Here is a 25,538-nt window from a genome sequence, read left to right as displayed (position 1 = left end):
AACTACATGTTCATTTCATTGTACATACGTTGACTGACAACTTAATTTTTTTTAACTTGTTCTAATTCCCACTTTTGATTATCAGTGCCTTTATAATTACTTACCTGAATGTTGGACCCGTTTGAAGTACCTGAACCATCTACATCTAACACTTTAGTAGGATCTTTCTTGTTTTTTAATTTATAGAAACCATTACCTAGCGATTCAGGAATCCAAAAATGTTCTTCTTTCCCTTCAAACGGTGTAGCAAATACATTGGTTGAATTCTGATAAGCATTCCAAGCCATAATTTTATTGTTATCTTCTAAATTTCGAATCACATACGCTTGATGAGTGTCATTATATTCTAATTTCCATTTTTGATTACTGCCATTGTGATTTTCATACAACGTGATATTATTATCGCTTCTATTCCAATCAACGAGATTGTTATTTTTTAATGCTGTTTTTATTTGATAGGTACCATCCTCAATTACTCTGCTGGGTTCTAACACACCATTTTTATTAAAATAATACTTTTTCCCATCTATAGTTTGCCATCCTGTTTGCATTTCACCAAATCTATAGTAATACTTTTCTCCATCTATTGTTTCCCAATCAGATACTTCAACATCAACTGTAGGTTCATCCTTCTTCGGTGAAATTAGTATATTCATGCGAGCATGTAATTGGACGTCATAGATATTTTCTATTTCCATGTCTTTTAATTGTTTTTCAATATTTGCAGCTGTTTCTTCATCAAACACCAATTTAAAATTATCTATACTCGTATTTTTGTAAGATAGTGTTCCGTTCTTGTCTTCAAATTCAAAAGCTAATTTGAGCGCTTCTCCTAATGTAACATCTGGTTTCGTTTGTTCGATCATGTCATCAGGATCAACGGCAGCTATTCGTCTTTCTATTTCTGAATCGTCTGGTGTTTTTAAGATCAATCGAGCAGTTGTTTCCTCAATTTGAGGGATGATATGACTCCACTGCTTATCTTTATCTACCTCAACTAATTTTGTTTTAGGATCGATTACACCTACATAACCGGAAACTTGGTCTGTTTCCAATCGCATTTGTTTTGTCTGCTCCAGAATATCAAGTTGATCCTTGTTGATTGTGATGGGACTAGACCCAAAATCGTCTTTTGTTTGTAGGGAAATGGCTGCTTGATCTTTACTTGGATAAAAACGGTCTGGTAACACTACATTTGCTAACTGGTTTTCTTTTGCTTTTATCGTTGCAATGGTATCGTTTTTACCTAGTACGAGAGAAGTAGTAGGTGCTACTTCATAGATAGGGGCCGTACCATTATTAACATATCGGATATTCGCGTTGAAATAGGCAGCTTCTCCTGCATTTAAGCCTATGCTCTTGGACCAGTTCCTTCCCAAACTCTCAGAACTCGAATGATCGATGGTTACTGTCTGTGAATTGCTATCGCTAAAATTAGTGGATACACTTCCACCAAAGTCAAGTAAGGAAATCTTAAGTTCAGCTCCAACAGATACTTCTGTTGAATGAGTATTGCTTGTGGAGGTACTTCCACTGATTGTGTTACTTGCATTTCCACCATTTTCCATAGTTTCATTTCTATTTTTCGAAATAATGAATTTATCCATATGGACCTGTAAATTAGGATACGCAGCAAGTAACGGATGTCTCACTTTTACCTTCTTATCAATGATTCCTGATACTTTCGCGAAATCGCTATATGGATCAGAAGCTGTGCTCCATTTAGAAGGTGAGGATGTATATTTTGTTAACGGTTCTCCAAATTTCGTTACTTTTTTTCCATGGACTTTTTCAATCCACGGCATTAGAATAAGCTTTTTATTCTTGACATCCAAGGTATATCCTTCGATTTCTAATGAATCAGGGATGCCGTCACCATCAGTATCTTCAACTCCGTCATCAGAAGTTGCTGAAATACTTCTTTTTTTTCTACTGGATTCATTCTCGGGTTGATTTTTTATATCAGGTAGAAGTAAATTTCCCTCTGGAATGATTTCTTCCTTTCCTGCAGGAGTTATCCATTTTAGCTGTAAGCCAAATTCGTTAGCTGTAGGGGATTCTGGCTTATAGGTTATTTTTACTTTATATAGCTTCCCTTTTTCTAGGTAGATTTTTTGCGTAGAGGAGGATTGATCGATGACTTGTTGATCATCTATCCATAATATGGTGTGGTCATTATCTGACGTGGAGAAAGTGTATTCACCTGATTTTCCTGCTTTTACAAATCCTGTCCACATAGCAGATTGAAATTGTTTTAATTCATCAGGTAACATATCATCGATTTGATCGTTATCAACGGATAGATCACCAGACTCTGAATTCGAAATCAGAGCGGTTTCTTTTAACTCCTTATCAGTAAAGTAGTAGCCTAATAAGCCTTTAAAGTTAGCGTCTTGGTCGTTGATTACTTCTTTCTCGCTTGAAGCCGCATGTGATAGTTCTGGATAGGTGACGAATTGACCGAGGAGTGCGGTTGCTAGTAAACACGTATACATTTTAGGTAATTTCATGTTGTTTCCTCTCTTTTCTATAGAATATTTGATTCATATTTTTTCAAGACCAAGTATACATTCGCATGGTTGAAGCCTTTGAAATGATACCTAGCCAAGTGCACAAAACGTTTATAATTCAAATAAACCTCCCTTAAGTAATAACAAAATGTCACGTTGGGATATTTTGTTATAATTTTTATAAAAACATTTTATCATTTGGTTTTCTTTGAATTGAATAGCGAAAAGCATCTTTGTCAAAGTTACTTTTCGCTGTTAAAAAATTACGAGAGATAGATAATTTTGAAAATTATTTCCTGAATGTGGGGAATGTAAGGAGTTAGTGCGTCCATCAAGGCATGGTGAACTGAAGGTTATTACGAAGACAAGAGCGTTTACTGAATCTGAAAGGAATAAGAAAAAGCCCCTTCATGTAAAAAGGGGACTGATAACTGATATCCGAATCCTGTAGGGGATGTAGTGTAGTGAAAATTAATCTGTAATATAAATAGAGAAAATCAACGAATTCTTCATAACGATCACCGCTAGACAAGGCTACTCCAACTATGAATTGAAATGATGAGCTAATAGGAAACATGTCGAAATTGGTAGATGGCTGGGACCAGTGGACATGCACCTGAAAATAAATAGATAAGTAGAGTCCCAGCTCTTACTGGCACTTTTCTTTTCCCTTATATGCATATTTAGTTTGGAATGGAGGGACCCACTATATTTATAAAAATAGCTATTTATAACTTATCGTTAAATGAAGTACGACCTGTTCATCCTGTAGGTTTGCGTAAATATGTTTTTCACTCGCTGTAAATTGAATCGAATCATATTTGTTAAGAGTATAGGAAGATTCTCCAATCGTTAATTGAACTTCTCCTGACATTACGGTAGCAATCTCAATCGTTCCAGGATGATGGGATTCAGGCTCATATTTACAATGGGGTTGTAGGAAACCACGATACATCTCAATTCCTCCCCTTGTATCACTAAACAAAGGTTCAAGAATCCATTCCTGACCCTCTTCCGAAATTTGTGGCCCTTGTCCGGCACGTAAAATATTAATTTCATTTTCCGGTTTTAAAAGTGTCATCAATGGTACGGAAAGGCCATTCGAAATTTTCCACAGCATCCCTAGCGTTGGATTCGTTTCGCCACGTTCAATGTTTCCAAGTGTAAGTTTGCTGACTCCTGTCTTTGCCGCCAACTCCTCTAAGCTTAATTTCTGCTCCTTTCTGAGCTCTCGAAGTGTTGTTCCTACAAATTGAATCAGTTTCTTTGTTTCATTTTGAGTAGAACTCATCTTTTATTACACCCTTTTAATATTTAGTTTACTTTTTTCTCGTTTTTATATATTATACTATATCGTGCTGAGAGGGGATTTATCATAATTAGTAATTTATAAACGTTTTTTGGTTGAATCAGTATAATATAATATACTTTACAATTAATATCATTAAGTATAGTATATTATTTTGTGAGAGTCAAAAAAGAGGTGAATAAATATGAGAGCAGTATTAGTTGGGATATTATCCTCCTTGTTTTTTTCGGCTACATTTATCATAAATCGGGCCATGAACCTTGGAGGTACTAGTTGGGCTTGGACGGCATCTTTACGGTTTATTTTAGCCCTTCCATTTCTTTTTCTTATCGTATTGTTTAGGAAAAACCTTGGAAATTTGATTCGTGAAATGGCGAAACATCCATTCCAATGGCTATTATGGGGAACAGCTGGTGGTGTAGGATTTTATTCATTATTAAGTTTCGCAGCTATTTATGGTCCATCTTGGTTAACATCAGGTACGTGGCAAGTCACGATTTTAGCGGGTGCATTACTTTCACCGTTATTCTTTGTAACGCTTCAAACAGATATGGGATTGACGAGAGTACGGCAATCGATTCCTTTTAAAAGCTTACGTTTCTCTGTCATCATTTTAATTGGTGTGATCTTCATGCAGGTGAATCAAGCAGGGCATATAAGTGCTCAAGCATTTTTGTTAGGTTTTATACCAGTTGTAATTGGTGCCTTTTTATATCCTTTGGGTAACCGCAAAATGATGGAGTTGTGTCAAGGGAGAATCGATACCTTCCAGCGTACATTAGGTATGGCTATTAGTAGTTTGCCGGTTGCGATCATATTAGGTATTTATGGGACGGCTACGGTAGGGTTACCGACTGGATCACAATTTGTTCAAGCGTTATTGCTAGCTTTATTCTCTGGGGTGATTGCAAGTATTCTTTTCTTCTTAGCAACGGATATGGCTAAAAATAATATGGGCTTGCTTGCAGCAGTTGAATCAACACAATCGGGAGCGATGATTTTTACCGTTCTTGGTGAAGTAATCTTGTTAAATGGATCATTCCCGAGGGGTCTATCATTACTTGGAATGATTGTCGTAATAATCGGAATGATTCTAACCAGTTTAGCAAATGGTAAACAAAAAAAACTAGTAAAGAAAAAAGCTTCGTAGGGAGAAGAAGCCATTCGAATAAAGTGATAGGCTCAATTCCGATAGTAATCAGCCTTAAACGATTTAGGTGCTCCTATCTACTTCTAAAGGTATGAACCCTCTGTCTATTTTTACAAGACAGAGGGTTTAATGTTTATAACAATATGGTTATAAGACTTTGAATGCATTCATTACCATATAGGAATAATCATTAATCAGGTTGAAAGTTTCCTTTAAGACAAAAAGTTGCATTAGGTTAAAAAAATATTTACAAATGAAACTAGGTGGTCGTATTATATACATATACACACGCGATCGGTGTACTTTTTTTTACATATATTTTTTCCTTAAGGAAACATAATTTCCTTAATGCAATTTGGTAGGAGGAAGAAACATGAATGCTCGAGTCGAAGAAGCAAAAGACAATAGCGGCTGGTTACAGAGAAGTTCCAATGTAAGCTTAGAAGAAGTTAATAATTCCGTTCGCATTCCTAGTAAAGCAGGGTTCTGGCGCAAATTTTTGGCTTTTGCTGGTCCTGGTTCGTTGGTAGCGGTTGGCTATGTAGATCCAGGAAACTGGGCAACGTCGATTGCCGGTGGAGCACGGTTTGGTTACACATTGCTGTCTGTTATTTTAATTTCCAACTTAATCGCCATCTTACTACAATCTTTGGCAGCTAAGCTGGGGATCGTCACTGGTCGGGATTTAGCGCAAGCTACGCGTGATTCGGTAGGTAAAAAAACGGCTTTTGTTCTTTGGATTTTAACGGAACTTGCCATTATCGCAACCGATTTGGCAGAGGTAATTGGCTCCGCGATTGCTCTAAATTTGTTGTTTGGTATCCCGCTTTTAGTGGGGATTGTCATTACGACTCTGGATGTTTTGCTGTTATTAATGCTACAGAAAAAGGGTTTCAGGATTATTGAATCGATCATAATTGTGTTAATGACAACGATCTTTGGTGTATTCGCCTTTGAATTGATCGTTTCAAAGCCGGAAGTATCAGCATTATTCTACGGTTATATTCCAAAGGTTGAAATTGTTACCAATCCAGAAATGCTGTTTGTTTCACTTGGGATTTTAGGAGCAACCGTGATGCCACATAATTTGTATTTACATTCGTCCATCGTTCAAACACGACAATATAAACGGAACCGAGAAGGACGCAAAGAGGCACTTAAGTTTTCGATGCTCGATTCAACCGTTTCCCTTTCCGTTGCTTTCCTAATTAATTCCGCCATTCTAATTCTCGGGGCGGCAGCTTTTCACGGAACTGGACTGGACGTATCTGAAATTGAAGGGGCCTATGAGCTCTTGAGTCCAACTGTTGGCGTTGGTATTGCGAGTACATTATTTGCGGTTGCATTGCTCGCTTCCGGTCAAAATTCAACAATAACAGGAACCATAACTGGACAAATTGTTATGGAAGGTTTTATCCAGTTACGCATTTCACCTTGGCTACGCCGTATCATTACACGACTAATTGCTGTCGTCCCTGCGTTTATCGTAACCTGGATAGCTGGTTCAAGAGGAGCAGGCGATTTACTATTATGGAGTCAAGTCGTACTAAGCTTGCAACTTCCATTTGCAGTTATTCCTCTCGTGTTGTTTACAAGCGATAAAAGAAAAATGGGCGAGTTTGTGAATCGTACGTGGGTAAAATGGTTAGCTTGGCTGTCTACTGGCGTTATATTAGCTTTAAATGTATTCTTGGTTGCATATATTATCATTACTGGCCACGAATTAGGATGATAAATAAGACATCAATGCTCTAAACGAAAGCTGTTAATACCTGAATGAAATAAGTGATTTTGTATGTTAGAGACCTTCATTTTTGGAGGTCTTTTTTTATACGTAGCTCAACCAAAGCATAAATGTGACTATGCTCTGAGCTGGTGAACTAACAAGCTATGCTCATAACAAATTCCTGAGGTCTATCATGTTAGATCATCCCCGAAATTTGGACGGTCTGGAATTGACAGTGGATGGATAAAAAAACCACTAAGTGGATGGTTACACCAAAATTAGTAAATGATAGCATTTGTGTTGCAAGAACGATTCAAACTAATTTGAAAAGGTAATAAACAAAAAACAAGAGGAGGAATTACGATGAAGAAATATCCTAAATTTTGTGCAGCGGCAGTTCAAGCAGCGCCCGTATATTTAGATTTAGATGCAACGGTTGAGAAATCTTGCAAATTAATTGATGAAGCTGCTTCTAATGGTGCGAAGCTAGTTGCATTTCCAGAAGCATTTCTTCCAGGCTACCCTTGGTTTGCGTTTATTGGACATCCAGAATATACGAGAAAATTCTATCATGAGCTATATAAAAATGCAGTTGAAATCCCAAGCTTGGCGATTCAAAAGATAAGTGAAGCAGCTAGAAGAAATCAAACGTACGTTTGTATTTCTTGCAGTGAAAAGGATGGGGGTTCTTTATATCTAGCACAATTATGGTTTAATCCGAACGGAGATTTAATTGGAAAACATAGAAAGATGAGGGCATCGGTTGCTGAAAGGTTGATCTGGGGCGATGGAAGTGGAAGCTTAATGCCTGTCTTTGAAACAGAGATTGGGAATTTGGGTGGACTGATGTGCTGGGAGCATCAAGTACCATTAGATCTTCTTGCAATGAATTCACAGAATGAACAAGTTCACGTAGCTTCTTGGCCTGGATATTTTGATGATGAAATTTCAAGTAGATATTATGCGATCTCCACCCAAACCTTTGTATTGATGACTTCATCCATTTATTCTGAAGAGATGAAAGATATGATTTGCTTAACTCCAGAACAAAGAGAGTATTTTGATACGTTTAAGAGCGGGCATACTTGCATTTATGGACCAGATGGAGAGCCAATTAGTGAAATGATACCAGCAGAAACTGAAGGAATTGCCTATGCAGAGATCGATATCGAAAAAATTATAGATTTTAAATACTATATTGATCCAGCAGGGCACTACTCTAACCAAAGCCTAAGTATGAATTTTAATCAAAATCCTACCCCTGTTGTGAGAAAGTTTGGAGAGAGAAAAAACGAGATGATTTCCTATGAAGAAATCAATTTATTGGTAGGTAGTGAGCGGTAGACTCTGAAAATAGGCTATACTTGGGTACAGGAGTAGCAGAGTAGTCAATTTATATTGTCAGCTTTGTTGATAGGCACCCATTAGATATTGGAATAGTGATTTGAAGCTGAATAAGCAATGATAAGAAAGCGGCTCCTACTTGAGCCGCTTTTTCCTTTTTCATACATGATGTATTCGTTTTTTCGTTCTTTGTTATAGCCTTTAAATTAAAATAATATGCTGGAAATTCGATTTAAGAAAAATTTTATTTTCACCCTACTTTTTATTTAAACAGTTTTCTCTATCCTACATAGACAAGATTGAGGAGGAAGCTGAAAATGAAGAGATGGTTTCTATTACTTTTTATACTTTTGCTACTGGGCTATACAACTCCGAAATATACCAAAGCAATCGAGCCCAAAAAGAGATTTCTGAAGAAAATAACCTAACAATAAAAATCTCTAGAGATCAAGTTCACCAAGGTAATCTATTATTAGTCAATAAGGAAATCCCCGTTCATGAAGAAGGTGTAAAATCTGATGTGGTCAATCTCTCAGAACATAAGGAACTGGTAAAAGGATATAAATTATTTAACGAAAATATTTATTTATCAAAGAGTGTGGCCCAACTATTTATGGATCTGGTAAGTGACGCCAAAAAGGATAACGTCCGAAATTTTATTATTAATAGTGGTTTTCGAAACAGTGATGAACAGAATAAGCTTTATGAAAAATTAGGCTCTGACTTATGCATTGCCCGATGGATATAGTTTTTTTAATAAACCCTGCATCTATGGCAATACCAATGATAGCAGATAGTGTACTTTTCGTTGCAGATGCCACATAATGCGTATCACCAAAACCATTAAAATATCTTTCATAAGCAATATATCCTTTTTTTCACAACAACTATACTATTTACATTGTAGTAATCGGATTTTAGAATAAGTTTACCCTAGAAGCTTTTTGGATTCTATTTTCAAAGTTGCTGGGTCTGCATCTTGCCATGATTATGTCTCCTTTTATAACAATAATTACTTCATTCTCAAATTATCATATTATAAAAAAACGTCAAAATTTTTAAAATTAACATCTGAATTCTTTTAATGTTTTATTCCATTAAATGGTCCTTTAGTGGAGTAACACGAATGGAGTTTTACAACGTCTAAAGCAAAAAAGAAAAATTCTGTTTATATCAAAACAGGATTTTAATCAAACTTTATTACAACTTATCAATCTTTTTTATAAATTATCAAACTTCGTTTTAAATCCACAAATATCAGGTTGATAATGCTCCATTTGAATACATATACCACAATCACGCTTCCTTTCCAGAGTAATAGTATTAGCATGTCTAAATTTTATAGATTTATTGCAATAGTTCTAAAGTTTTGCATCAGAACTATAAAAAGCACGTCACTCCTTCTCATTAATAAAAAATAGTGACGTGTTTTTTACTTTATCAATTTAAGTATTTTTAAACGCATACTCATCAATATAACTGTATAAATAGTTATTTAGCTTATAACCAAAAATAGAACATAAGTTTCATTATTTTTTGTTATAGGGGGAGATAATTTTTTTTATGTAATTCAAATCTTTTTGGATTGTTTTACTTGAAATTTGAATTATAGGTATTTGGACATTTGCAATTTGGTAATTTGTAATAATGAAATCGTATTCACAACTGAAATTAGGTCGTATTTGAAGATTTAAAGTGTCTCCTAATTCACTATTCAATTTATAATAGATAAAATTCTTCAAAGATGCTGGTCCAGACAACAATAATAAACATTTTTTTGTATAACTCGAATGGAGAATAAATAAAATATTATATATTAAATAGTATATCTCATCATCCGTCAATCTATTTTCATTTGATTGTTTATCCCAAGAGGATATAAGAGGATATATTATATTATACCCCTCTAAAAACTCTTGATGTACAGTTTCAAATTCACTCCAAAAGTCTCCTAGTGAAAAATTATGTTCTTTACAAGTATAAATTAAATATAATCTAAAATATATTTCATATTTTAAGCTTTCTTTTATTTTAAAACTTATATTTATTTCATCTGAAATTATATTAAATAAAGAAAGAATCTTTTCGTAAATTTTTTTCTTTGTTTTATTATAATAATTGGTAATATTAATTTTTTCTTCGATATTCCCATCCGAAATTAAAAAAAAAGTGTTTTTAAAAAAATTCAATTCACCTTCAGATAAATTGATATCGAAATAACATTTTAATTCCGATATAATTGATTCTATACATTTAATCTTATTAGTAGAGAATGTGTGTTTGAAGTTAAGATTTTCAGGGATAACATTCTTATTTATAATTCTATTTATAGACACATTAATAATTATTGTTAATAAATTATAGTCTATTTCAACATCATAAACTCTAGTAATATATTCAATTTTTTGTAGTAAATCGGGATTTAAAGTGAAAGTTTTTTTGTACTTTTGTATATTGTAAAAAAACATTATATAGAAATGTCGTATTTTTAATTCTGGTCCAACTAATTGAAGAGGTCTAAAATTAAAATCCAGCCCAAATTGATTAAGTATTTCTTGGAAGCCTTTTAAAAATTTCTTTAATGTTAATTTGTCTACATATAGTAATTGGGACCACTTTTCTAAAGAATAATATTTATGATTAAATATCTCAACTATTATCTTATAAAGCTCACTACTTAATAAGTAAGGTGCTACAATCTTAGAAAAATCATCTGATAATTCTCTTTCCAAAAGGTACCCTTTAGATTGAACACTTTTTAGGTCCCAATTTTCAGGGAGGGTTAGTTTTAATTGAGAGATATCATTTATAATAGTTCTACTTGTACATTGTAAATTTTGTGATAATATTTTTGAAGACATTATTTCATTGCCATCAATTAAGGCTTGTAAAATATGGAGTTTTCGTATTGTTGATTTATCTTGTATTAAGTGAGTAATAAATTTGTCCATTGTATTTCTCCTCCTAAATCATCAAGTACTTACCACTTGAATTACGCTTAATAATAGCATTTAGAATATGTTCTGTTAGCTTCCAGCCCGACTTTAGTTCTTTTGTTTCTATTATCTATTATAGAAATATTCACATTGATATGATTTGTTGTACAGGATTGAACTTTGTTTTCTTTTGACTTGAATCGTAGAATCTCATTTTGTTTCTTGAATAGGCGTGAAAACTCAAACATTATATTTTAATCCTTTTATTTTTTCTTTATAAGTATGCTTCTAAATAGCTAGGGAACGACTACAATCAATTTTTAGAAATTAAGACTCGATTTTATTGAATTCAATAGATGTGAAAATTAGACGACTTAATGAAATAAAAATGTTAGTGCTTCGTAAATTTGCATGTAAGACGCGTTCTAAAAGTCCTAAGTGAACATCTAAAGCTCTTGAGATCTCGATTGGAAATTTTGGTAAATTCAATTCGAAACTCCGAACATCAATTTTTCTACTTAATTGTTGCAATACGCGTTACTAGCTTTGCCACCATGTCCTGGGTCGATAAAAATTTTGATTATTCCTATCCTCCTTAAATTTAATAAATAATTTTTTAGACAAATAGAAGATCACTTAAATATTTTATAAAAAAGCATACACATTTTCACCGATCGGTGAAAATGTGTATGCTTTTTTACGAAAAATTACAGATATACTTCGTTTATAAACGAAAGGAGGAAATATTCATGATAAAATCCTGAAAATGAAAAAAAGCAGGGGATATCTGATTTAAGTATTTTTAAATGCTTATAGTCTGGAACTAGGTCAAGTATAAAACCTGGTCATAAAAAACTCAAAGGGGGTGGAAGTGGAACAAACAAATAATGTATAAATTTTTCGAATATTAAAAATGTAATTAAAGAGAATTATTGTTAATTCGTTCAAAAATATTAAATATGGATTAGATATTCTTAAATTTAATAGTTGTAAACAATTCATTAATTTTTAAGGTGTAATTGTATGTTATTTTCTGGTTTTTTTCTATAGAAAATAATTTTATAAATGAAAAGAATGGAGGAACGCTTGTTTATGGTATCTAAAAAGTTACAATTAATTACAAAAACTTTAGTGTTTAGTACAGTTTTATCTATACCGTTATTGAACAATAGTGAGATAAAAGCGGAACAATTAAATATGAATTCTCAAATTAAATATCCTAACTTCCAAAATATAAATATCGCTGATAAGCCAGTAGATTTTAAAGAGGATAAAGAAAAAGCACGAGAATGGGGAAAAGAAAAGGAAAAAGAGTGGAAACTAACTGCTACTGAAAAAGGAAAAATAAATGATTTTTTAGATGATAAAGATGGATTAAAAACAAAATATAAAGAAATTAATTTTTCTAAGAACTTTGAATATGAAACAGAGTTAAAAGAGCTTGAAAAAATTAATACCATGCTAGATAAAGCAAATCTAACAAATTCAATTGTCACGTATAAAAATGTTGAGCCTACAACAATAGGATTCAATCAATCTTTGATTGAAGGGAATCAAATTAATGCCGAAGCTCAACAAAAGTTCAAGGAACAATTTTTAGGACAGGATATTAAATTTGATAGTTATTTGGATATGCGCTTAACTGAACAAAATGTTTCCAGTAAAGAAAGGGTTATTTTAAAAGTTACAGTACCTAGTGGGAAAGGTTCTACTCCCACAAAAGCAGGTGTTGTTTTAAATAATAATGAATACAAGATGTTGATTGATAATGGATATGTACTACATGTAGAAAACATAACGAAAGTTGTAAAAAAAGGACAGGAATGTTTACAAGTTGAAGGAACGTTAAAAAAGAGCTTGGACTTTAAAAATGATAGTGACGGTAAGGGAGATTCCTGGGGAAAGAAAAATTACAAGGAATGGTCTGATACTTTAACAACTGATCAAAGAAAAGACTTAAATGATTATGGTGCGCGAGGTTATACCGAAATAAATAAATATTTACGTGAAGGTGGTACCGGAAATACAGAGTTGGAGGAAAAAATTAAAAATATTTCTGACGCACTAGAAAAGAATCCTATCCCTGAAAACATTACTGTTTATAGATATTGCGGAATGGCGGAATTTGGTTATCCGATTAAACCTGAGGCTCCTTCCGTACAAGATTTTGAAGAGAGATTTTTGGATACTATTAAGGAAGAAAAAGGATATATGAGTACGAGCTTATCCAGTGATGCGACTTCTTTTGGTGCAAGAAAAATTATATTAAGATTGCAAGTACCAAAAGGAAGTTCAGGAGCATATGTAGCTGGTTTAGATGGATTTAAACCCGCAGAGAAGGAGATTCTCATTGATAAGGGAAGCAAGTATCGTATTGATAAAGTAACAGAAGTGGTTGTGAAAGGTACTAGAAAACTTGTGGTCGATGCTACATTATTAACAAAATAAGGAGATGACATACATGAAAAAAAAGTTAGTTAGTGTTGTAACCTGTGCGTTATTAGCCCCAATGTTTTTGAATGGAAATGTAAATCCTGTTTATGCAGACAATCAAACAAATCAGCTTTCTACAGCGCAGGAAAACCAAGAAAAAGAGGTAGATCGAAAAGGATTACTAGGCTATTATTTTAAAGGAAAAGAGTTTAATCATCTTACTTTGTTCGCACCAACACGTGATAATACCCTTATTTATGATCAACAAACAGTAGATTCCTTATTGGATAAAAAACAACAAGAATATCAATCTATTCGATGGATTGGTTTGATTCAAAGTAAAGAAACGGGTGATTTCACATTTAACTTATCAGATGATAAAAATGCAATTATAGAAATAGATGGAAAAACCATTTCGCATAAAGGACAGAACAAACAAGTTGTTCACTTAGAAAAAGGAAAGTTAGTCCCGATAAAAATTGAGTATCAATCAGATCAAATAGTAAATAGGGATAGTAAAATCTTTAAAGAGTTTAAATTATTCAAAGTAGATAGTCAGCAACAATCTCACCAAGTTCAACTAGATGAATTAAGAAACCCTGAGTTTAATAAAAAAGAAACACAACAATTCTTAGAAAAAGCATCAAAAACAAATCTTTTTACACAGAACATGAAAAGAGATGATGATGCTACGGATACAGATGGAGATTCTATTCCTGACCTATGGGAAGAAAATGGGTATACCATCCAAAATAAAGTAGCTGTTAAGTGGGATGATTCATTCGCCGCTAAAGGGTATACAAAATTTGTTTCTAATCCATTTGATAGTCATACAGTTGGAGATCCCTATACTGATTATGAAAAAGCAGCAAGAGATTTAGACTTGGCCAATGCAAAAGAAACATTTAACCCATTAGTAGCTGCTTTTCCAAGTGTGAATGTGAATTTGGAAAAAGTAATATTATCCCCAAATGAGGATTTATCTAACAGTGTAGAATCTCATTCGTCTACAAATTGGTCTTATACCAATACAGAAGGAGCTTCTATCGAAGCTGGGAGTGGTCCATTGGGTATTTCTTATGGAGTGAGTGCTAATTATCAACACTCTGAAACAGTTGCAAAAGAATGGGGAACATCTACAGGAAATACTTCGCAATTTAATACAGCTTCAGCAGGGTATCTCAATGCCAATGTTCGATACAATAATGTGGGAACAGGTGCGATTTATGAGGTGAAACCTACAACAGGTTTTGTGTTAGATAACGATACTGTAGCAACAATTACCGCAAAATCGAATTCGACAGCTTTAAGTATATCTCCAGGAGAAAATTATCCGAAAAAAGGACAAAATGGGATTGCAATTAATACAATGGATGATTTTAATTCCCATCCGATTACATTAAATAAACAACAATTAGATCAAATATTTAATAATAAACCTCTTATGTTAGAAACAAATCAGGCAGATGGTGTTTATAAAATAAAAGATACAAGCGGTAATATTGTGACTGGTGGAGAATGGAACGGTGTTATCCAACAAATTCAAGCAAAAACAGCCTCTATTATCGTTGATACGGGAGAAGGTGTTTCAGAAAAGCGTGTCGCAGCAAAAGATTATGATAATCCTGAGGATAAAACACCTTCTTTGTCTTTAAAAGAGGCACTTAAACTTGGATATCCAGAAGAAATTAAAGAAAAAGATGGATTGTTGTACTATAATGACAAACCAATTTACGAATCTAGTGTTATGACTTATCTAGATGAGAATACAGCAAAAGAAGTAAAAGAACAATTAAATGATATCACTGGAAAATTTAAAGATGTGAAGCAGTTATTTGATGTGAAACTTACACCTAAAATGAATTTTACTATCAAGTTAGCTACGCTATATGATGGAGCTGAAGATGGGTCATCTCCTACTGATGTAGGTATCAGTAGTCCTTTAGGGGAATGGGCATTTAAACCAGATATAAATAATGTTGAAGGGGGGAATACTGGAAAAAGACAATACCAATTAAGTAAAAATAAAGATGGTTATTACTATGGTATGTTAGCTCTATCACCAGAGGTATCAAACAAGTTGAAAAAAAATTATCAATACTATATCAGTATGTCTATAAAAGCAGATGCTGTTGTGGAACCTACAGTAACAGTTATGGATAATTTAAATTGTATAGTAGATAAAAAATTAAAATTAAGTAGTAACGGTTATCAAAGATTTGATATTTTAGTAGATAATTCTGAATCCCATCCAATAAATGTGATGTTAATCGATTTAGGTGTAAGCAGCCAAGATTATAACAATTATAGTAAGAATATATACATTGATGATATAACAATTACAGAGGTTTCAGCTATGAAAGTGAAAAATTAGTTTCTATAATTAACAGTAATCAAAAAACATTCATAAATAGTTCATGTTAATTTATAAGAAGAGGGATAAGTAAGTGATATAAAGATCAATGTGGTACATGAATTGTGTTCAAGTACAATAAACAATTATTACATTTCAGGTGTTTTGGTATTGATTATAATGCCAAAACACCTTTTTATGAAAATAGATTTTTCTTTAAGGCTCTTTTTACACATCCGTTAACTTAAGAATGAATTTGCAATTTTGATAAAGGTTTGTAATATCTTATTTTATGGACATACCTTTGTATGAACATTTTTTCCTTATATAGTATTCACAAAATATTTCCTTGCAAAGAGGGAAACAATATCAGTTGTGTGTGACATGATTCTTACGAAAGAAACTAATTAATACAATTACTAAACTTTTAGCAAATTTTATTATTCGAGTTTATTACATAATTATGAGTAAAATAAGGATATCAAATGAATTGTTAGATATTCCTGTTGTTTACACCTTAATCTAATTTCAAAAGAAATACTATTGTTCTAAACAGTTAGGTTTAAAATAAGAGGATCAACATGTGAATAGGAAGTATAAAGTGAACAATGTGAAACTTTATAGAAGATGTAAGGGTTGCTCTAATAATCAATATTAATTAAGAGTATCCTTAAGCATCTAAGGAATTATTTTGTTCAAACGTTACTTGAAATAGTAACGAAAAACATATGCAAGGAGATGTTAATGTGACACTCATTACATTACAAATATTGGTTATAGCTATTTTTGCTGGGATAGTAGGCTCGATTCTTGGGCTTGGTGGCGGAATTATTATTACACCAGCACTGACACTTCTTTTTGGTGTAGATATTAATCATGCAATTGGGGCGAGTATTATTTCTGTTATCGCAACTTCAAGTGGCTCTGCAATAGCCTATTGAAATCTTCGGATATATATCCCCTCGAAGAAAATACACACTTGCGCTCGCAGCAGTTACTCCCATCATAAAGTTACTCGTTGCACTTGACACTTTTAAAGGAAGTTTCATAAATACATCCATCGCCATTACCTTAAAACTCCCACTTCCAATGCCTAACAGTCCCGAAATTACACCTGCTCCATACATAACACTAAACCCACCATATACATTATCGACATGATAAGAGATGTTTTTTCCCAAAGCTTTATCATAATATTGACCATGAAGCTTTAACTTTGTAGCTAGCGGATGTTTAGGAACACTTACTGGTTTCTTGTTTCACTTTCTTTAACATGGCTATTGCAGAGTAAAGCAAAAGTAAGCCAAAAATAATATATAAATAATCAGGCGCAATAATGCCTCCAATAAAAGCTCCTGGCGGTGTTTTAGAAATACATTTCCAAATGGGAATCGCAGGAGTATGGATTTCATGATCTGTTCGTAAAAGCCATCTTTTTTGTCCTACAAATTTAGAAGTTTGCTACAGTACAAATAACTACAGATGCTGGTATCCTTAGTGTACAGGATACCAGCATCTGTATGCTCAAACAGTGCTTAACATACAAAATCTGCATTTCGATGGTAGTTCTACGTGTATAAATAAACACATCTTTGGAAAAGAAAGGGATGAAGTACGATGTAGGAGGCAGAAATGAAGAAGTCGTTGTTATTGGTGTCGATCCTTACAGTAGTATTGGTTGCAATTGTTGGAATCATGAAAGTAACCAATAGAATTGATCAAAAAGGTGTCTTTCAAGGTGAAGCAGTTACAAAAAGCCTCTCGGGAATCTCTCAAAAACAAGGTCTTAATTGGGAGTCTGTCAAGAGAGTTTTTAACAAGGGGTCAATTCAAAACGATGTTTTTAAAGTAACGTTTCCACGTTCCGATTTACAGGTAAAAGTAGGAAGTGTTCAAATTGATCCAAACCTTGCTTTAACATCTTATTTGGCATTTAAACAAGTTGATAACCATGCTATGATGATGGGCGATCTTGTTCTCCTTGAAAAAGAAGTCAAGCCTGTCGAGACAAAGTTAGCTGAGCTTGGAATTGAAGTTACTGCTTTACACAACCATATCATCGAAGAAAATCCAAAAATCATGTATTTACATGTTGCTGGCCACGGTGATCCAGTTATTCTGGCTGAAAAGATGAAGGATGTTCTTACCGTAACAGGCACTCCACTAACCGCTACACCTCCTGAGAAATCTCCGTCAACTTTTAACTGGTCTAAAGTTGAGGACATTATAGGGTGGAAAGGTGAACAAAGAGGCAAGGTGTTTCAATTCTCGATACCAAGACCAGAAGAAATTACGGAAAAAGGTGTAGGTATTCTACCTGCTATGGGTATCGGGATGCCCATTAACTTTCAAGTGATTGGTGACAAAGCTGCAGCAACTGGCGATTTCGTTTTGTTTTCAAACGAGGTGAATCCGGTTATCCGTGAATTAACGAAAAATGGGATTACCGTAACAGCTATACATAATCACATGTTGGATGAATCTCCTCGATTATTCTTCCTGCATTTCTGGGCAGTGGATGACCCCGAACAGTTAGCTTATGGTCTACGTGCGGCACTAAATCAAACCACGGTAGGAATACAAATAAAGTAGCCATAACGGGAATAGCCGGTTTCCTTACCGAATAGGATACCGGCATTTTTTCGGTCAAACAGGGCTTAACGTACAAAATCCGCATTTTGTTGGCGGATGGAGGAGGAATGTTTAAAACTCCAAAACTATTAAGTTTGTTTTGTTTACCTTACCAAATAATAAACTTGGAAAATCACTCGATAGGAAAATGAGCTATAGAACAGTAGGTGTTTTTGAATTTGTCTATAAGACTGGAGTTACTAAATGAATAGTTAGAAAAGTATTCTTTGAATATTGATTTTTTCTTCCTAAAAATACCACATTTTTATGTGTGACAATATTTTTAATAACTTTTGAAAAAGCCTGTTAAATAGGACTTTATTAATTGTCAATATATTGTTATTCAATATAAATTTAAGATTTTTGTAAAAAAAAAGAAAAAAGTTCTTGATAATATTTCTTAATGTAACTATAATGATTACAACAGGAGGTGAACAATTTAGAAGAAAGTGTTTAAAAGCAATTTTAATAATTTTCATAGTTTTTACATTTTAACAAAAACCTAAGGGAGGAATTATGATGTTTAAAAAAATTCTTTTAGCTGGTGTATTGGGAGTTGCAGGATTGACAGGAGCAAGCTTCACAGGTTTAGAAGCAACAAAAGTAAGTGCGGCGAGTGTCCAGGATCAAGATGTTTTTAAATATTATTCTTTAAGCTCTTATGAAGTTACTCCAAAAGAATCCTTCTATCTGAAAAAAGGTGAGGAGCTTAGCGTTACAGTAACGAATTCAGGCTATCCGATCACTTACACAGTCTATGATGCCGATAATAAGGTCATAGGTACATATGATACGTACGCAAAATATGGCCGTATCTTTAAAGCTACAAAAGATGGAAATATCTCTGTTCAATTTCAAGCAGGTGTAAATTCTTCCTTTACAAAAAAAATGAGCTTTACGGCTAAATTTTCTCTTTATAAATTTGCTGAATAAGATCTACACTTTGTAGATACCATATTTATTCAGAAGCTAGTGAGCGAATAAAAGTCGCCTGGTAGTGGTAAACAGGTCCTTCTCAACAGAAGGACCTGTTTATGTTTATGTAAGAAACGAGTTCAGTGCAGTTGGCGGCTGTAACAACTCTCTTTTCCTTGTCTAAGACTCAGCCTAACATATGGATTGCTATTTCATTACGTAAGAAAAATTTTCCCCCTATTCCTTGAGGATTCGGCAACACGAACAGCTTCCTGTACTTCAAATAGATCGTAATGAGCGTAAGGCATCATGAGCGCCAGTTTTTGTTCCATAAGTAATGCTAGTAATAAAGAAAAAGTGTCCTGCCAAGCTTGTACAGATACCTGCTGATTCCAATGTCGTAGATGAAACAATTTAATATTTACCTTTGATCTACGCGAAATTTCTCCCCAATGAACAGGCACCCCTGATAATAGTCCAATCGTTACTAAAGTACCATTTGGACGAACACAAAAAGCTAGGTCTGAGCCAGCTACCCCCCCTACAGAATCAATAGCAGCAGTTGCTCCACGTCCATTTGTCAATTCCATAACAGTATGATGCAATACGGTGTCAGAGGTATTAATTACAGAGGAGGCACCGAGTTGAAGAAGTTCTTCTGTATATGTATTGCTTCTTGTGACAGCAATCAGCCGAAAACCAAGAATGGTAGATAATTGGCAAAAGATACGTCCAATAGAAGAACCACAAGCATTGACGAGAAGGATATCGTCATCTTTTAATCGTAATATTTCTGTGCAAATAACCCATGCTGTTATGGGATTGATATATAGCTGGGCAGCGATGTAATCTTCCATGGAAGTAGGTATGGAGATTGCTAATTCGGCTGGTGCTGTAATATAATCCTGCCAGGTACCTTCACCTCTTAAAGGAAGAACACGTTTGCCAAGCAGCTCTTGAGGAACAAAAGGACCTACTTCCTCAACAATTCCAACCCCTTCATACCCGGGAATGGTAGGCAATGAAATACGATGAGAGTATGCACCTCTAATGGGGATTAAGTCAGATGGATTTATGGGACGAGCGACCATACGAACAAGAATTTCTCCATTCATAGGAGGCTGAATTTGTTTATCTTCAACTTGTAATACATCCTGCGGGCTACCAAATCCATGGTATCTAATACAAGTGGCTATCAAAATCTACGTCTCCTTCCTTTTTTATCTCTAGGTTATTTTATAATATCTGTAGCTATAATGAAGGTAGTGAATTTATCTTGAGCATTTTTGTATGGGTTTGTTTTTATTTCTAAGCTACTCTCTACATCGTTTGTTATTCATAGAAATGCAAAAGTCGTAGTAGAATTTCCTTTATTTATTTTGAATTTTTTGTAATAATGCAGAAACATGCTTGCAATGTCATCAATATTATGAATAATAGTATATAACTTAAAAGGATTCCTGTCTGCTAGTCGACTTTGTGTGATTAGCTTATATCTAGTCTAGAAAGCAATCTTTTTATTCGTTAATGGGAAGAGGGCGGTTTCAGTTCAATGAACCCGTTTTATTTTTGGATCAACTATAGTAGTTAGAGTAATAACTTCTATAGATAGAATGGAGAAAAAATTATGAATATAAGGGCTTTTATTCAAATGTTCATTGCGATGACGATTTTTGGATCAGTTGGTTTTTTTTCTGTGTTAACTGGTCTCCCTGCTTTAGAATTAGTTTTTATTAGATGCATTTGTGCGACAGTTTTCCTTGGTTTTATATGGGTTGTTACAGGAACGTATAAAAAAGAACAATGGGGCAAAAAAGAACTGATTAGAGTTAGCTTCTGTGGAATAGCAAACCTGTTAAATTGGATATTCTTATTTAAATCCTTTGAATTGATTTCGATTACAGTAGCGATCTCTCTCTATCATCTTGCCCCGATGATTGTCTTACTTGTAGGTAGCTTTATTTTTAGAGAAAAATTAACAACTCTATCAGTTCTAGCTATATCGGTTTGCTTTGTAGGAACGATTTTCATTATTGGAGTTCATAGCGATCTCTCAAATGCTTCGTTTCAAATGACTGGATTTTTGTACGCTATTCTAGCTGCCCTTTTTTATGCATTAACGATGATTTTAGGGAAAAGTTTGCAACAAATAAGTGTCTATGCCACCACGTTTATTCAAACTGCCCTAGGTGCTATATGCTTGCTTCCCTTTATTCATTATCATGCATTTTTAGATTTAACTACGCTGAATTGGGCATATGCAATCATTACTGGTATTATCCACACTGGTGTTGTTTACCTTCTGTTTTTCGATAGTGTACGAAAGCTATCGACCAGAACGATTTCAGGAATGGTATTTTTAGATCCAGCCGTCGCAATTTTATTAGATGTGGTCATTATTGGATTTCGACCAAGTATCATTCAAACAGTGGGTATCCTATTCATTTTTATTGGAATGCTTTATACATTAAAAAAACCAAAACAAGAAAATACGGTGAATTATACGTAACTAAAATTCACCACTACTATTGATAAGTCATTGGAACATAGGTAAAATGAGGAAAATATTTTAGAAAGGAGAGGGGGATATGAATTCTTATGAGTTGCAAGTAAAAGAATATCTACATTCAAAGAATGCTGATGCCCAGCACTTTATTTTAGGTCAATCTTGTCACACGGTTGAAGAGGCGGCAAAAGCTGTGAATGTTCCTGTTAACGAGTTGGTTAAAAATATTTGTATGGTTGATGAAGTTGGAAGATTAATTGTTGCCGTGGTAAAAGGTGAAGATAGAGCTAGTACATCACGAGTAAGTAAAGCACTCAATATTGAAAGACCTCGTTTGGCCAATGAAAAAGAAGTGTTAGAAGGAACTGGTTATCCAGCTGGTGGTGTGCCTTCTTTTGGGTTTGAGGCCATTTTTTTAGTAGATCCTAGAGTAACAGAATTGGAGTATGTATATACGGGAGGAGGCTCGCCTAATTCTCTAGTAAAAATAAAGGTAGAAGATTTATTGAGATTAAATAGAGGAAAAATTGTTCGTGTAAGAAAATAAAAGATACAATATGGTGATGAGTAAGGCTGTTTAGCATACAGCAAATTCTCTATGAAGTAAGGAGTATAGAAATGAAAATAGAGCTTGTGAAAGTATCTATGCATCAAAAGATGGTTTTACGGCATCTGTTAGAGCTATATCAATACGATTTTAGTGAATTTGATTATGCTGATGTAAATGAGCATGGCTTGTATGATTATAAATTTTTGGATCATTATTGGACAGAACCAGATCGGATTCCCTTTTTTATAAAAGTAGACGAGAGATATGCTGGATTTGTATTACTACGAAAGCTAAAGAATCAAGACATAGAGTATTACTCAATGGCAGAGTTTTTTATCATGAGAAAATATCGTATGCATGGGATCGGTAAAGAAGTGGCATTTCGCTTATTCCATCAATTCCAGGGAGAATGGGAAATTTCTGAGATCGAGCAAAATATTTCGGCACAGAAATTCTGGCGCGCATTAATTTCTGAATACACAAATAATAATTATCAAGAATTGAGAAGAGAGGATTGGGATGGTCCCATTCAAAAATTCTCGTCAATAGGTATTCAAAAAAGAGGAGGAGAATGAAAGATAATCTAGCATCTAAAATGGTGCTTATTTTATTGAAACTTATCATTCTCCTACAAACAGTCTTAGTAAGTACAGCGGATGTAAGTGGTGATTGTTGATAAGTATAGGATTTATTAAAGTCTAGTGAATAGTCACGTTACCTGAAATAGTGACAGGATTAATACCAGAGTTTTGTAGAAGAACAATCCAATGTGAATTTCGTGGCACAGTTACGGTAGATCCTTTTGGATAAATTTTTTCAGCTCCATACCGATTTGCATTCAGTAGGTACCACCCCAGCGTATCTACATGCTTGTCAAATGTAACAGTTACGGTACCACCTTTAGCTAGGAAAAAAGGTCCTGTGACCCCAGCTTCTCCATATCCTCTATCCCATTCCTTTACTGTTAATGCAAATGGAATAGAAAATTGACTGTAAGCATTACTACTCATACTTACTTGAGTTGTACTATGCTTTTCTTGAGCAGCATAACTAGTCGAGGACAGTAAGAAAACAACAGGTATTGCCAATAAAGAATAGAAGAAACGTATACCAAACAAGAAAAGGAAAACTTGTAAACAAAAATGAAACGTAGGAGAGCATTGATACGTACATATAGAAAACGGGTAAGATGCAACAAAGAGGGGGTTTAAACATGGATGTTTTATTGTGGTTGATCGTTATTCTCTTATTCGGTCTTAGTATCGCCGGCATCTTCTTGCCAGTGTTACCTGATACCGTTTTATTATGGGGCGGTTTCTTATTGTATCAGTTTGCGATTGCCGATCCGGGGGCAGGACTGCCGGTTTCCTTCTGGTGGGGAATGGGAATTTTGAGTGTGATGTTATATGGTGCTGACTTAATGACCAATATGTATTTTGTTAAAAAGTATGGCGGATCAAAGGCATCAGCAATTGGCTCAATATTAGGTATTATCATTGGTGTATTTACGTTTCCGCCATTTGGTATGATTATTCTTCCATTTGTATTTGTATTATTAATTGAAATGCTGATGCAAAAACAACCGGCTGAACGAGCTTTTAAGATAGCTATAGGAAGCCTCATTGGATTCTTCAGTAGTGCTATTGTGAAAATCTTTATTCAACTAATCATGATTATCTGGTTCTTTATTGTAGCTTTGTAAAAATTTTTTGTGGATAATCAAATCAGGTATTGAATTTTTGATCTAATGAACAAAACCGAGATTGTCAATTATTTTCTCTATGATCAACTGGAGAGAAAAGCGGCAATCTTGGTTTATTTTTTGTTCTTGAACAGGATTGGTCTTAATGGTAGAGTTTTGGTGCTCTTTTGAGAGTATGCCAACCTTACTTTTTCCGATAATGATTGTGAGTCGGAGAAAACAGATTTTCACGCGCATATCTTACAAGGGAAAAATAATCCACATGATCATGTCCATGTAACACCCGATTATGGTGAGTAATCATCTGTTCGGCAGGTAAACTGGTTGAATCTGTTGTAGAATGTCCGTCTCCAACTAGTGTTACATCAAAGCCATATATAGTAGCCGTTCTGACGGCTGTGTCAATACAGAGTTCTGTTTCAGCCCATCATGATTAGATGCTGTATCTGGTGATCTATGAATGCTCGAATGGATTTCAAAGCCCGTTCCATTCCCCTTAGCAACATCTTTATCTCTACTAAAGATGACGTAATAATCTGAATTAACTGCTTGTTGTATGACAGCATTAATCGAAAGTAATAGAAACGGTTGCTAGCTAAAAGGTTCAGAACGAAAAAACTCTTGGTGAGTATGATCTTTACCAAGAGTTTTTTCGTTCAAGCACGTTAGAAGTCAGCAAGTAAATTAAAATTCAATGTACTAGTGGAAAAGGCGGTAAACGCCAATCACTTTACCTAGAATTGTAACGCTATCTAAAATGATTGGTTCAAGCTGAGAGTTTTCTGGCTGAAGACGGAAGTGCGTTTTCTCTTTAAAGAAACGCTTAACAGTTGCTTCATCCTCTTCTGTCATCGCTACCACGATATCACCGTTATTGGCTACATTTTGTTGGCGAACAATTACGTAGTCGCCATCTAAAATGCCTGCCTCAATCATACTCTCTCCCATAACGCGCAACATGAAAACATTGTCAGACGTAACGATGTTTTCTGGCAATGGAAAATATTCTTCCACTTGTTCAATAGCTGCAATAGGCTGACCTGCCGTTACCTTACCAACCATTGGAACACGAACAATGGAGCTTTCATAATCATCCTGTATACGAGTTTCGTCCAATAGTTCAATAGCACGTGGCTTAGTAGGATCGCGGCGGATTAAGCCCTTTTTTTCAAGTCGTGCAAGATGACCGTGAACAGTGGAACTGGAAGCTAGTCCTACCGCTTCACCGATTTCTCGGACAGACGGGGGATAACCTTTATCTTTTACTTCCTTACGAATAAAATCAATGATCGCTTGTTGGCGATTGGAGAGTTTGGACATTTCGAACACCTCATTCTCTCGATCCAGATATTTTCTACATTATACCATGAGAATTTGCGTTCGACAAACATTAGTTCGATTTTGCCTACTTGACAGGAATGTTTGTTCGCATTATGATTATGCTATCGAAATGAGAACAAACGTTTGCGAGGG

The 25,538-nt window shown here is 34.3% G+C and carries 18 protein-coding genes and 3 pseudogenes; 13 read left to right on the top strand and 8 right to left on the bottom strand.

What is annotated here, in order from left to right; genetic code table 11:
* Nucleotides 1–41: 41 nt before the first annotated feature.
* Nucleotides 42–2,510, bottom strand: coding sequence for a binary toxin-like calcium binding domain-containing protein (locus tag ACQV1I_RS16160; protein ID WP_438769527.1), 2,469 nt, complete (start codon nucleotides 2,508–2,510; stop codon nucleotides 42–44).
* 724 nt (nucleotides 2,511–3,234) lie between these two features.
* Nucleotides 3,235–3,801 (bottom strand): helix-turn-helix domain-containing protein, encoded by a 567-nt coding sequence (locus ACQV1I_RS16155; RefSeq protein ID WP_094702886.1) that lies wholly within the window; start codon nucleotides 3,799–3,801, stop codon nucleotides 3,235–3,237.
* A 202-nt stretch (nucleotides 3,802–4,003) separates the two neighbouring features.
* On the opposite strand from ACQV1I_RS16155, the gene ACQV1I_RS16150 reads away from it, so the two are divergent.
* The 4 genes from ACQV1I_RS16150 (at nucleotide 4,004) to ACQV1I_RS16135 (ending at nucleotide 8,787) form a co-directional block, all read left to right on the top strand.
* Nucleotides 4,004–4,969, top strand: coding sequence for a DMT family transporter (locus ACQV1I_RS16150; RefSeq protein ID WP_116334140.1), 966 nt, complete (start codon nucleotides 4,004–4,006; stop codon nucleotides 4,967–4,969).
* Between the two features lie 373 nt (nucleotides 4,970–5,342).
* Nucleotides 5,343–6,701, top strand: a complete 1,359-nt coding sequence (locus ACQV1I_RS16145; RefSeq protein WP_116334139.1) for an Nramp family divalent metal transporter — start codon at nucleotides 5,343–5,345, stop codon at nucleotides 6,699–6,701.
* Between the two features lie 357 nt (nucleotides 6,702–7,058).
* Nucleotides 7,059–8,039 carry a carbon-nitrogen hydrolase family protein gene (locus tag ACQV1I_RS16140; protein WP_094702800.1) on the top strand — a complete coding sequence of 327 codons (981 nt, stop codon included), beginning with the start codon at nucleotides 7,059–7,061 and terminating at the stop codon, nucleotides 8,037–8,039.
* A gap of 325 nt (nucleotides 8,040–8,364) precedes the next feature.
* The gene (locus ACQV1I_RS16135) at nucleotides 8,365–8,787 is read left to right on the top strand and encodes a D-alanyl-D-alanine carboxypeptidase family protein (RefSeq protein WP_236645793.1); all 423 of its coding nucleotides are present in this window, start codon (nucleotides 8,365–8,367) and stop codon (nucleotides 8,785–8,787) included.
* Nucleotides 8,788–9,568: 781 nt separating this feature from the next.
* Here the strand turns inward: ACQV1I_RS16135 and ACQV1I_RS16130 are convergent.
* Complete coding sequence (locus tag ACQV1I_RS16130) at nucleotides 9,569–10,990, bottom strand: helix-turn-helix domain-containing protein (RefSeq protein ID WP_116334138.1); 1,422 nt, start codon at nucleotides 10,988–10,990, stop codon at nucleotides 9,569–9,571.
* A 1,077-nt stretch (nucleotides 10,991–12,067) separates the two neighbouring features.
* On the opposite strand from ACQV1I_RS16130, the gene ACQV1I_RS16125 reads away from it, so the two are divergent.
* From ACQV1I_RS16125 to ACQV1I_RS16115, 3 genes and pseudogenes are all read left to right on the top strand, one after another.
* Complete coding sequence (locus tag ACQV1I_RS16125; protein WP_116334137.1) at nucleotides 12,068–13,423, top strand: ADP-ribosyltransferase; 1,356 nt, start codon at nucleotides 12,068–12,070, stop codon at nucleotides 13,421–13,423.
* A 13-nt stretch (nucleotides 13,424–13,436) separates the two neighbouring features.
* Complete coding sequence (locus ACQV1I_RS16120; protein ID WP_116334136.1) at nucleotides 13,437–15,782, top strand: binary toxin-like calcium binding domain-containing protein; 2,346 nt, start codon at nucleotides 13,437–13,439, stop codon at nucleotides 15,780–15,782.
* A 707-nt stretch (nucleotides 15,783–16,489) separates the two neighbouring features.
* A pseudogene (locus ACQV1I_RS16115) lies at nucleotides 16,490–16,699 on the top strand (TSUP family transporter); the annotation flags it as partial.
* On the opposite strand, the pseudogene ACQV1I_RS16110 reads toward ACQV1I_RS16115, so the two are convergent.
* A pseudogene (locus tag ACQV1I_RS16110) lies at nucleotides 16,700–17,117 on the bottom strand (sulfite exporter TauE/SafE family protein); the annotation flags it as partial.
* Between the two features lie 276 nt (nucleotides 17,118–17,393).
* Here ACQV1I_RS16110 and ACQV1I_RS16105 point away from each other — a divergent pair.
* Both ACQV1I_RS16105 and ACQV1I_RS16100 read left to right on the top strand, forming a co-directional pair.
* Nucleotides 17,394–18,353 carry a DUF1259 domain-containing protein gene (locus ACQV1I_RS16105; protein WP_116334135.1) on the top strand — a complete coding sequence of 320 codons (960 nt, stop codon included), beginning with the start codon at nucleotides 17,394–17,396 and terminating at the stop codon, nucleotides 18,351–18,353.
* A gap of 555 nt (nucleotides 18,354–18,908) precedes the next feature.
* Complete coding sequence (locus ACQV1I_RS16100; RefSeq protein WP_094702283.1) at nucleotides 18,909–19,325, top strand: hypothetical protein; 417 nt, start codon at nucleotides 18,909–18,911, stop codon at nucleotides 19,323–19,325.
* 197 nt (nucleotides 19,326–19,522) lie between these two features.
* Here the strand turns inward: ACQV1I_RS16100 and ACQV1I_RS16095 are convergent, their stop codons facing one another.
* Nucleotides 19,523–20,506 (bottom strand): zinc-dependent alcohol dehydrogenase family protein, encoded by a 984-nt coding sequence (locus ACQV1I_RS16095; RefSeq protein WP_116334134.1) that lies wholly within the window; start codon nucleotides 20,504–20,506, stop codon nucleotides 19,523–19,525.
* A gap of 428 nt (nucleotides 20,507–20,934) precedes the next feature.
* On the opposite strand from ACQV1I_RS16095, the gene ACQV1I_RS16090 reads away from it, so the two are divergent.
* The 3 genes from ACQV1I_RS16090 to ACQV1I_RS16080 all read left to right on the top strand — a co-directional run bounded on the left by ACQV1I_RS16090 (nucleotide 20,935) and on the right by ACQV1I_RS16080 (nucleotide 22,938).
* Nucleotides 20,935–21,816: a DMT family transporter gene (locus ACQV1I_RS16090; RefSeq protein ID WP_116334133.1), complete on the top strand. Its 882-nt coding sequence runs from the start codon at nucleotides 20,935–20,937 to the stop codon at nucleotides 21,814–21,816.
* A gap of 79 nt (nucleotides 21,817–21,895) precedes the next feature.
* Nucleotides 21,896–22,360, top strand: coding sequence for an aminoacyl-tRNA deacylase (locus ACQV1I_RS16085; protein WP_094702289.1), 465 nt, complete (start codon nucleotides 21,896–21,898; stop codon nucleotides 22,358–22,360).
* A gap of 71 nt (nucleotides 22,361–22,431) precedes the next feature.
* The gene (locus tag ACQV1I_RS16080) at nucleotides 22,432–22,938 is read left to right on the top strand and encodes a GNAT family N-acetyltransferase (protein ID WP_116334132.1); all 507 of its coding nucleotides are present in this window, start codon (nucleotides 22,432–22,434) and stop codon (nucleotides 22,936–22,938) included.
* A 123-nt stretch (nucleotides 22,939–23,061) separates the two neighbouring features.
* Here the strand turns inward: ACQV1I_RS16080 and ACQV1I_RS16075 are convergent, their stop codons facing one another.
* Nucleotides 23,062–23,481 (bottom strand): hypothetical protein, encoded by a 420-nt coding sequence (locus tag ACQV1I_RS16075; protein WP_236645792.1) that lies wholly within the window; start codon nucleotides 23,479–23,481, stop codon nucleotides 23,062–23,064.
* A 95-nt stretch (nucleotides 23,482–23,576) separates the two neighbouring features.
* On the opposite strand from ACQV1I_RS16075, the gene ACQV1I_RS16070 reads away from it, so the two are divergent.
* Entirely contained in the window at nucleotides 23,577–24,065 is a 489-nt protein-coding gene (locus ACQV1I_RS16070) for a DUF456 domain-containing protein (RefSeq protein ID WP_018670425.1), read from the top strand.
* Nucleotides 24,066–24,249: 184 nt separating this feature from the next.
* Here the strand turns inward: ACQV1I_RS16070 and ACQV1I_RS16065 are convergent.
* Together ACQV1I_RS16065 and lexA are read right to left on the bottom strand one after the other, a co-directional pair.
* A pseudogene (locus ACQV1I_RS16065) lies at nucleotides 24,250–24,647 on the bottom strand (isochorismatase family protein); the annotation flags it as partial.
* A gap of 117 nt (nucleotides 24,648–24,764) precedes the next feature.
* Nucleotides 24,765–25,385, bottom strand: coding sequence for a transcriptional repressor LexA (lexA, locus tag ACQV1I_RS16060; RefSeq protein WP_094702293.1), 621 nt, complete (start codon nucleotides 25,383–25,385; stop codon nucleotides 24,765–24,767).
* Nucleotides 25,386–25,538 lie beyond the last annotated feature (153 nt).

Origin of the sequence: Brevibacillus sp. JB24b (assembly GCF_051713385.1) — a bacterium.
GTDB lineage: Bacteria > Bacillota > Bacilli > Brevibacillales > Brevibacillaceae > Brevibacillus_B > Brevibacillus_B laterosporus.
The sequence above is the reverse complement of the archived record's forward strand: the minus strand, read 5'-3'. Positions and strand labels throughout refer to the sequence as shown.

Bases quoted from the DNA above. Each gene is read 5' to 3' on its own strand.
- ACQV1I_RS16160 (WP_438769527.1), bottom strand. From the start codon at position 2,510: ATGAAATTACCTAAAATGTATACGTGTTTACTAGCAACCGCACTCCTC.
- ACQV1I_RS16155 (WP_094702886.1), bottom strand. From the start codon at position 3,801: ATGAGTTCTACTCAAAATGAAACAAAGAAACTGATTCAATTTGTAGGA.
- ACQV1I_RS16150 (WP_116334140.1), top strand. From the start codon at position 4,004: ATGAGAGCAGTATTAGTTGGGATATTATCCTCCTTGTTTTTTTCGGCT.
- ACQV1I_RS16145 (WP_116334139.1), top strand. From the start codon at position 5,343: ATGAATGCTCGAGTCGAAGAAGCAAAAGACAATAGCGGCTGGTTACAG.
- ACQV1I_RS16140 (WP_094702800.1), top strand. From the start codon at position 7,059: ATGAAGAAATATCCTAAATTTTGTGCAGCGGCAGTTCAAGCAGCGCCC.
- ACQV1I_RS16135 (WP_236645793.1), top strand. From the start codon at position 8,365: ATGGTTTCTATTACTTTTTATACTTTTGCTACTGGGCTATACAACTCC.
- ACQV1I_RS16130 (WP_116334138.1), bottom strand. From the start codon at position 10,990: ATGGACAAATTTATTACTCACTTAATACAAGATAAATCAACAATACGA.
- ACQV1I_RS16125 (WP_116334137.1), top strand. From the start codon at position 12,068: ATGGTATCTAAAAAGTTACAATTAATTACAAAAACTTTAGTGTTTAGT.
- ACQV1I_RS16120 (WP_116334136.1), top strand. From the start codon at position 13,437: ATGAAAAAAAAGTTAGTTAGTGTTGTAACCTGTGCGTTATTAGCCCCA.
- ACQV1I_RS16105 (WP_116334135.1), top strand. From the start codon at position 17,394: ATGAAGAAGTCGTTGTTATTGGTGTCGATCCTTACAGTAGTATTGGTT.
- ACQV1I_RS16100 (WP_094702283.1), top strand. From the start codon at position 18,909: ATGATGTTTAAAAAAATTCTTTTAGCTGGTGTATTGGGAGTTGCAGGA.
- ACQV1I_RS16090 (WP_116334133.1), top strand. From the start codon at position 20,935: ATGAATATAAGGGCTTTTATTCAAATGTTCATTGCGATGACGATTTTT.
- ACQV1I_RS16085 (WP_094702289.1), top strand. From the start codon at position 21,896: ATGAATTCTTATGAGTTGCAAGTAAAAGAATATCTACATTCAAAGAAT.
- ACQV1I_RS16080 (WP_116334132.1), top strand. From the start codon at position 22,432: ATGAAAATAGAGCTTGTGAAAGTATCTATGCATCAAAAGATGGTTTTA.
- ACQV1I_RS16070 (WP_018670425.1), top strand. From the start codon at position 23,577: ATGGATGTTTTATTGTGGTTGATCGTTATTCTCTTATTCGGTCTTAGT.
- lexA (WP_094702293.1), bottom strand. From the start codon at position 25,385: ATGTCCAAACTCTCCAATCGCCAACAAGCGATCATTGATTTTATTCGT.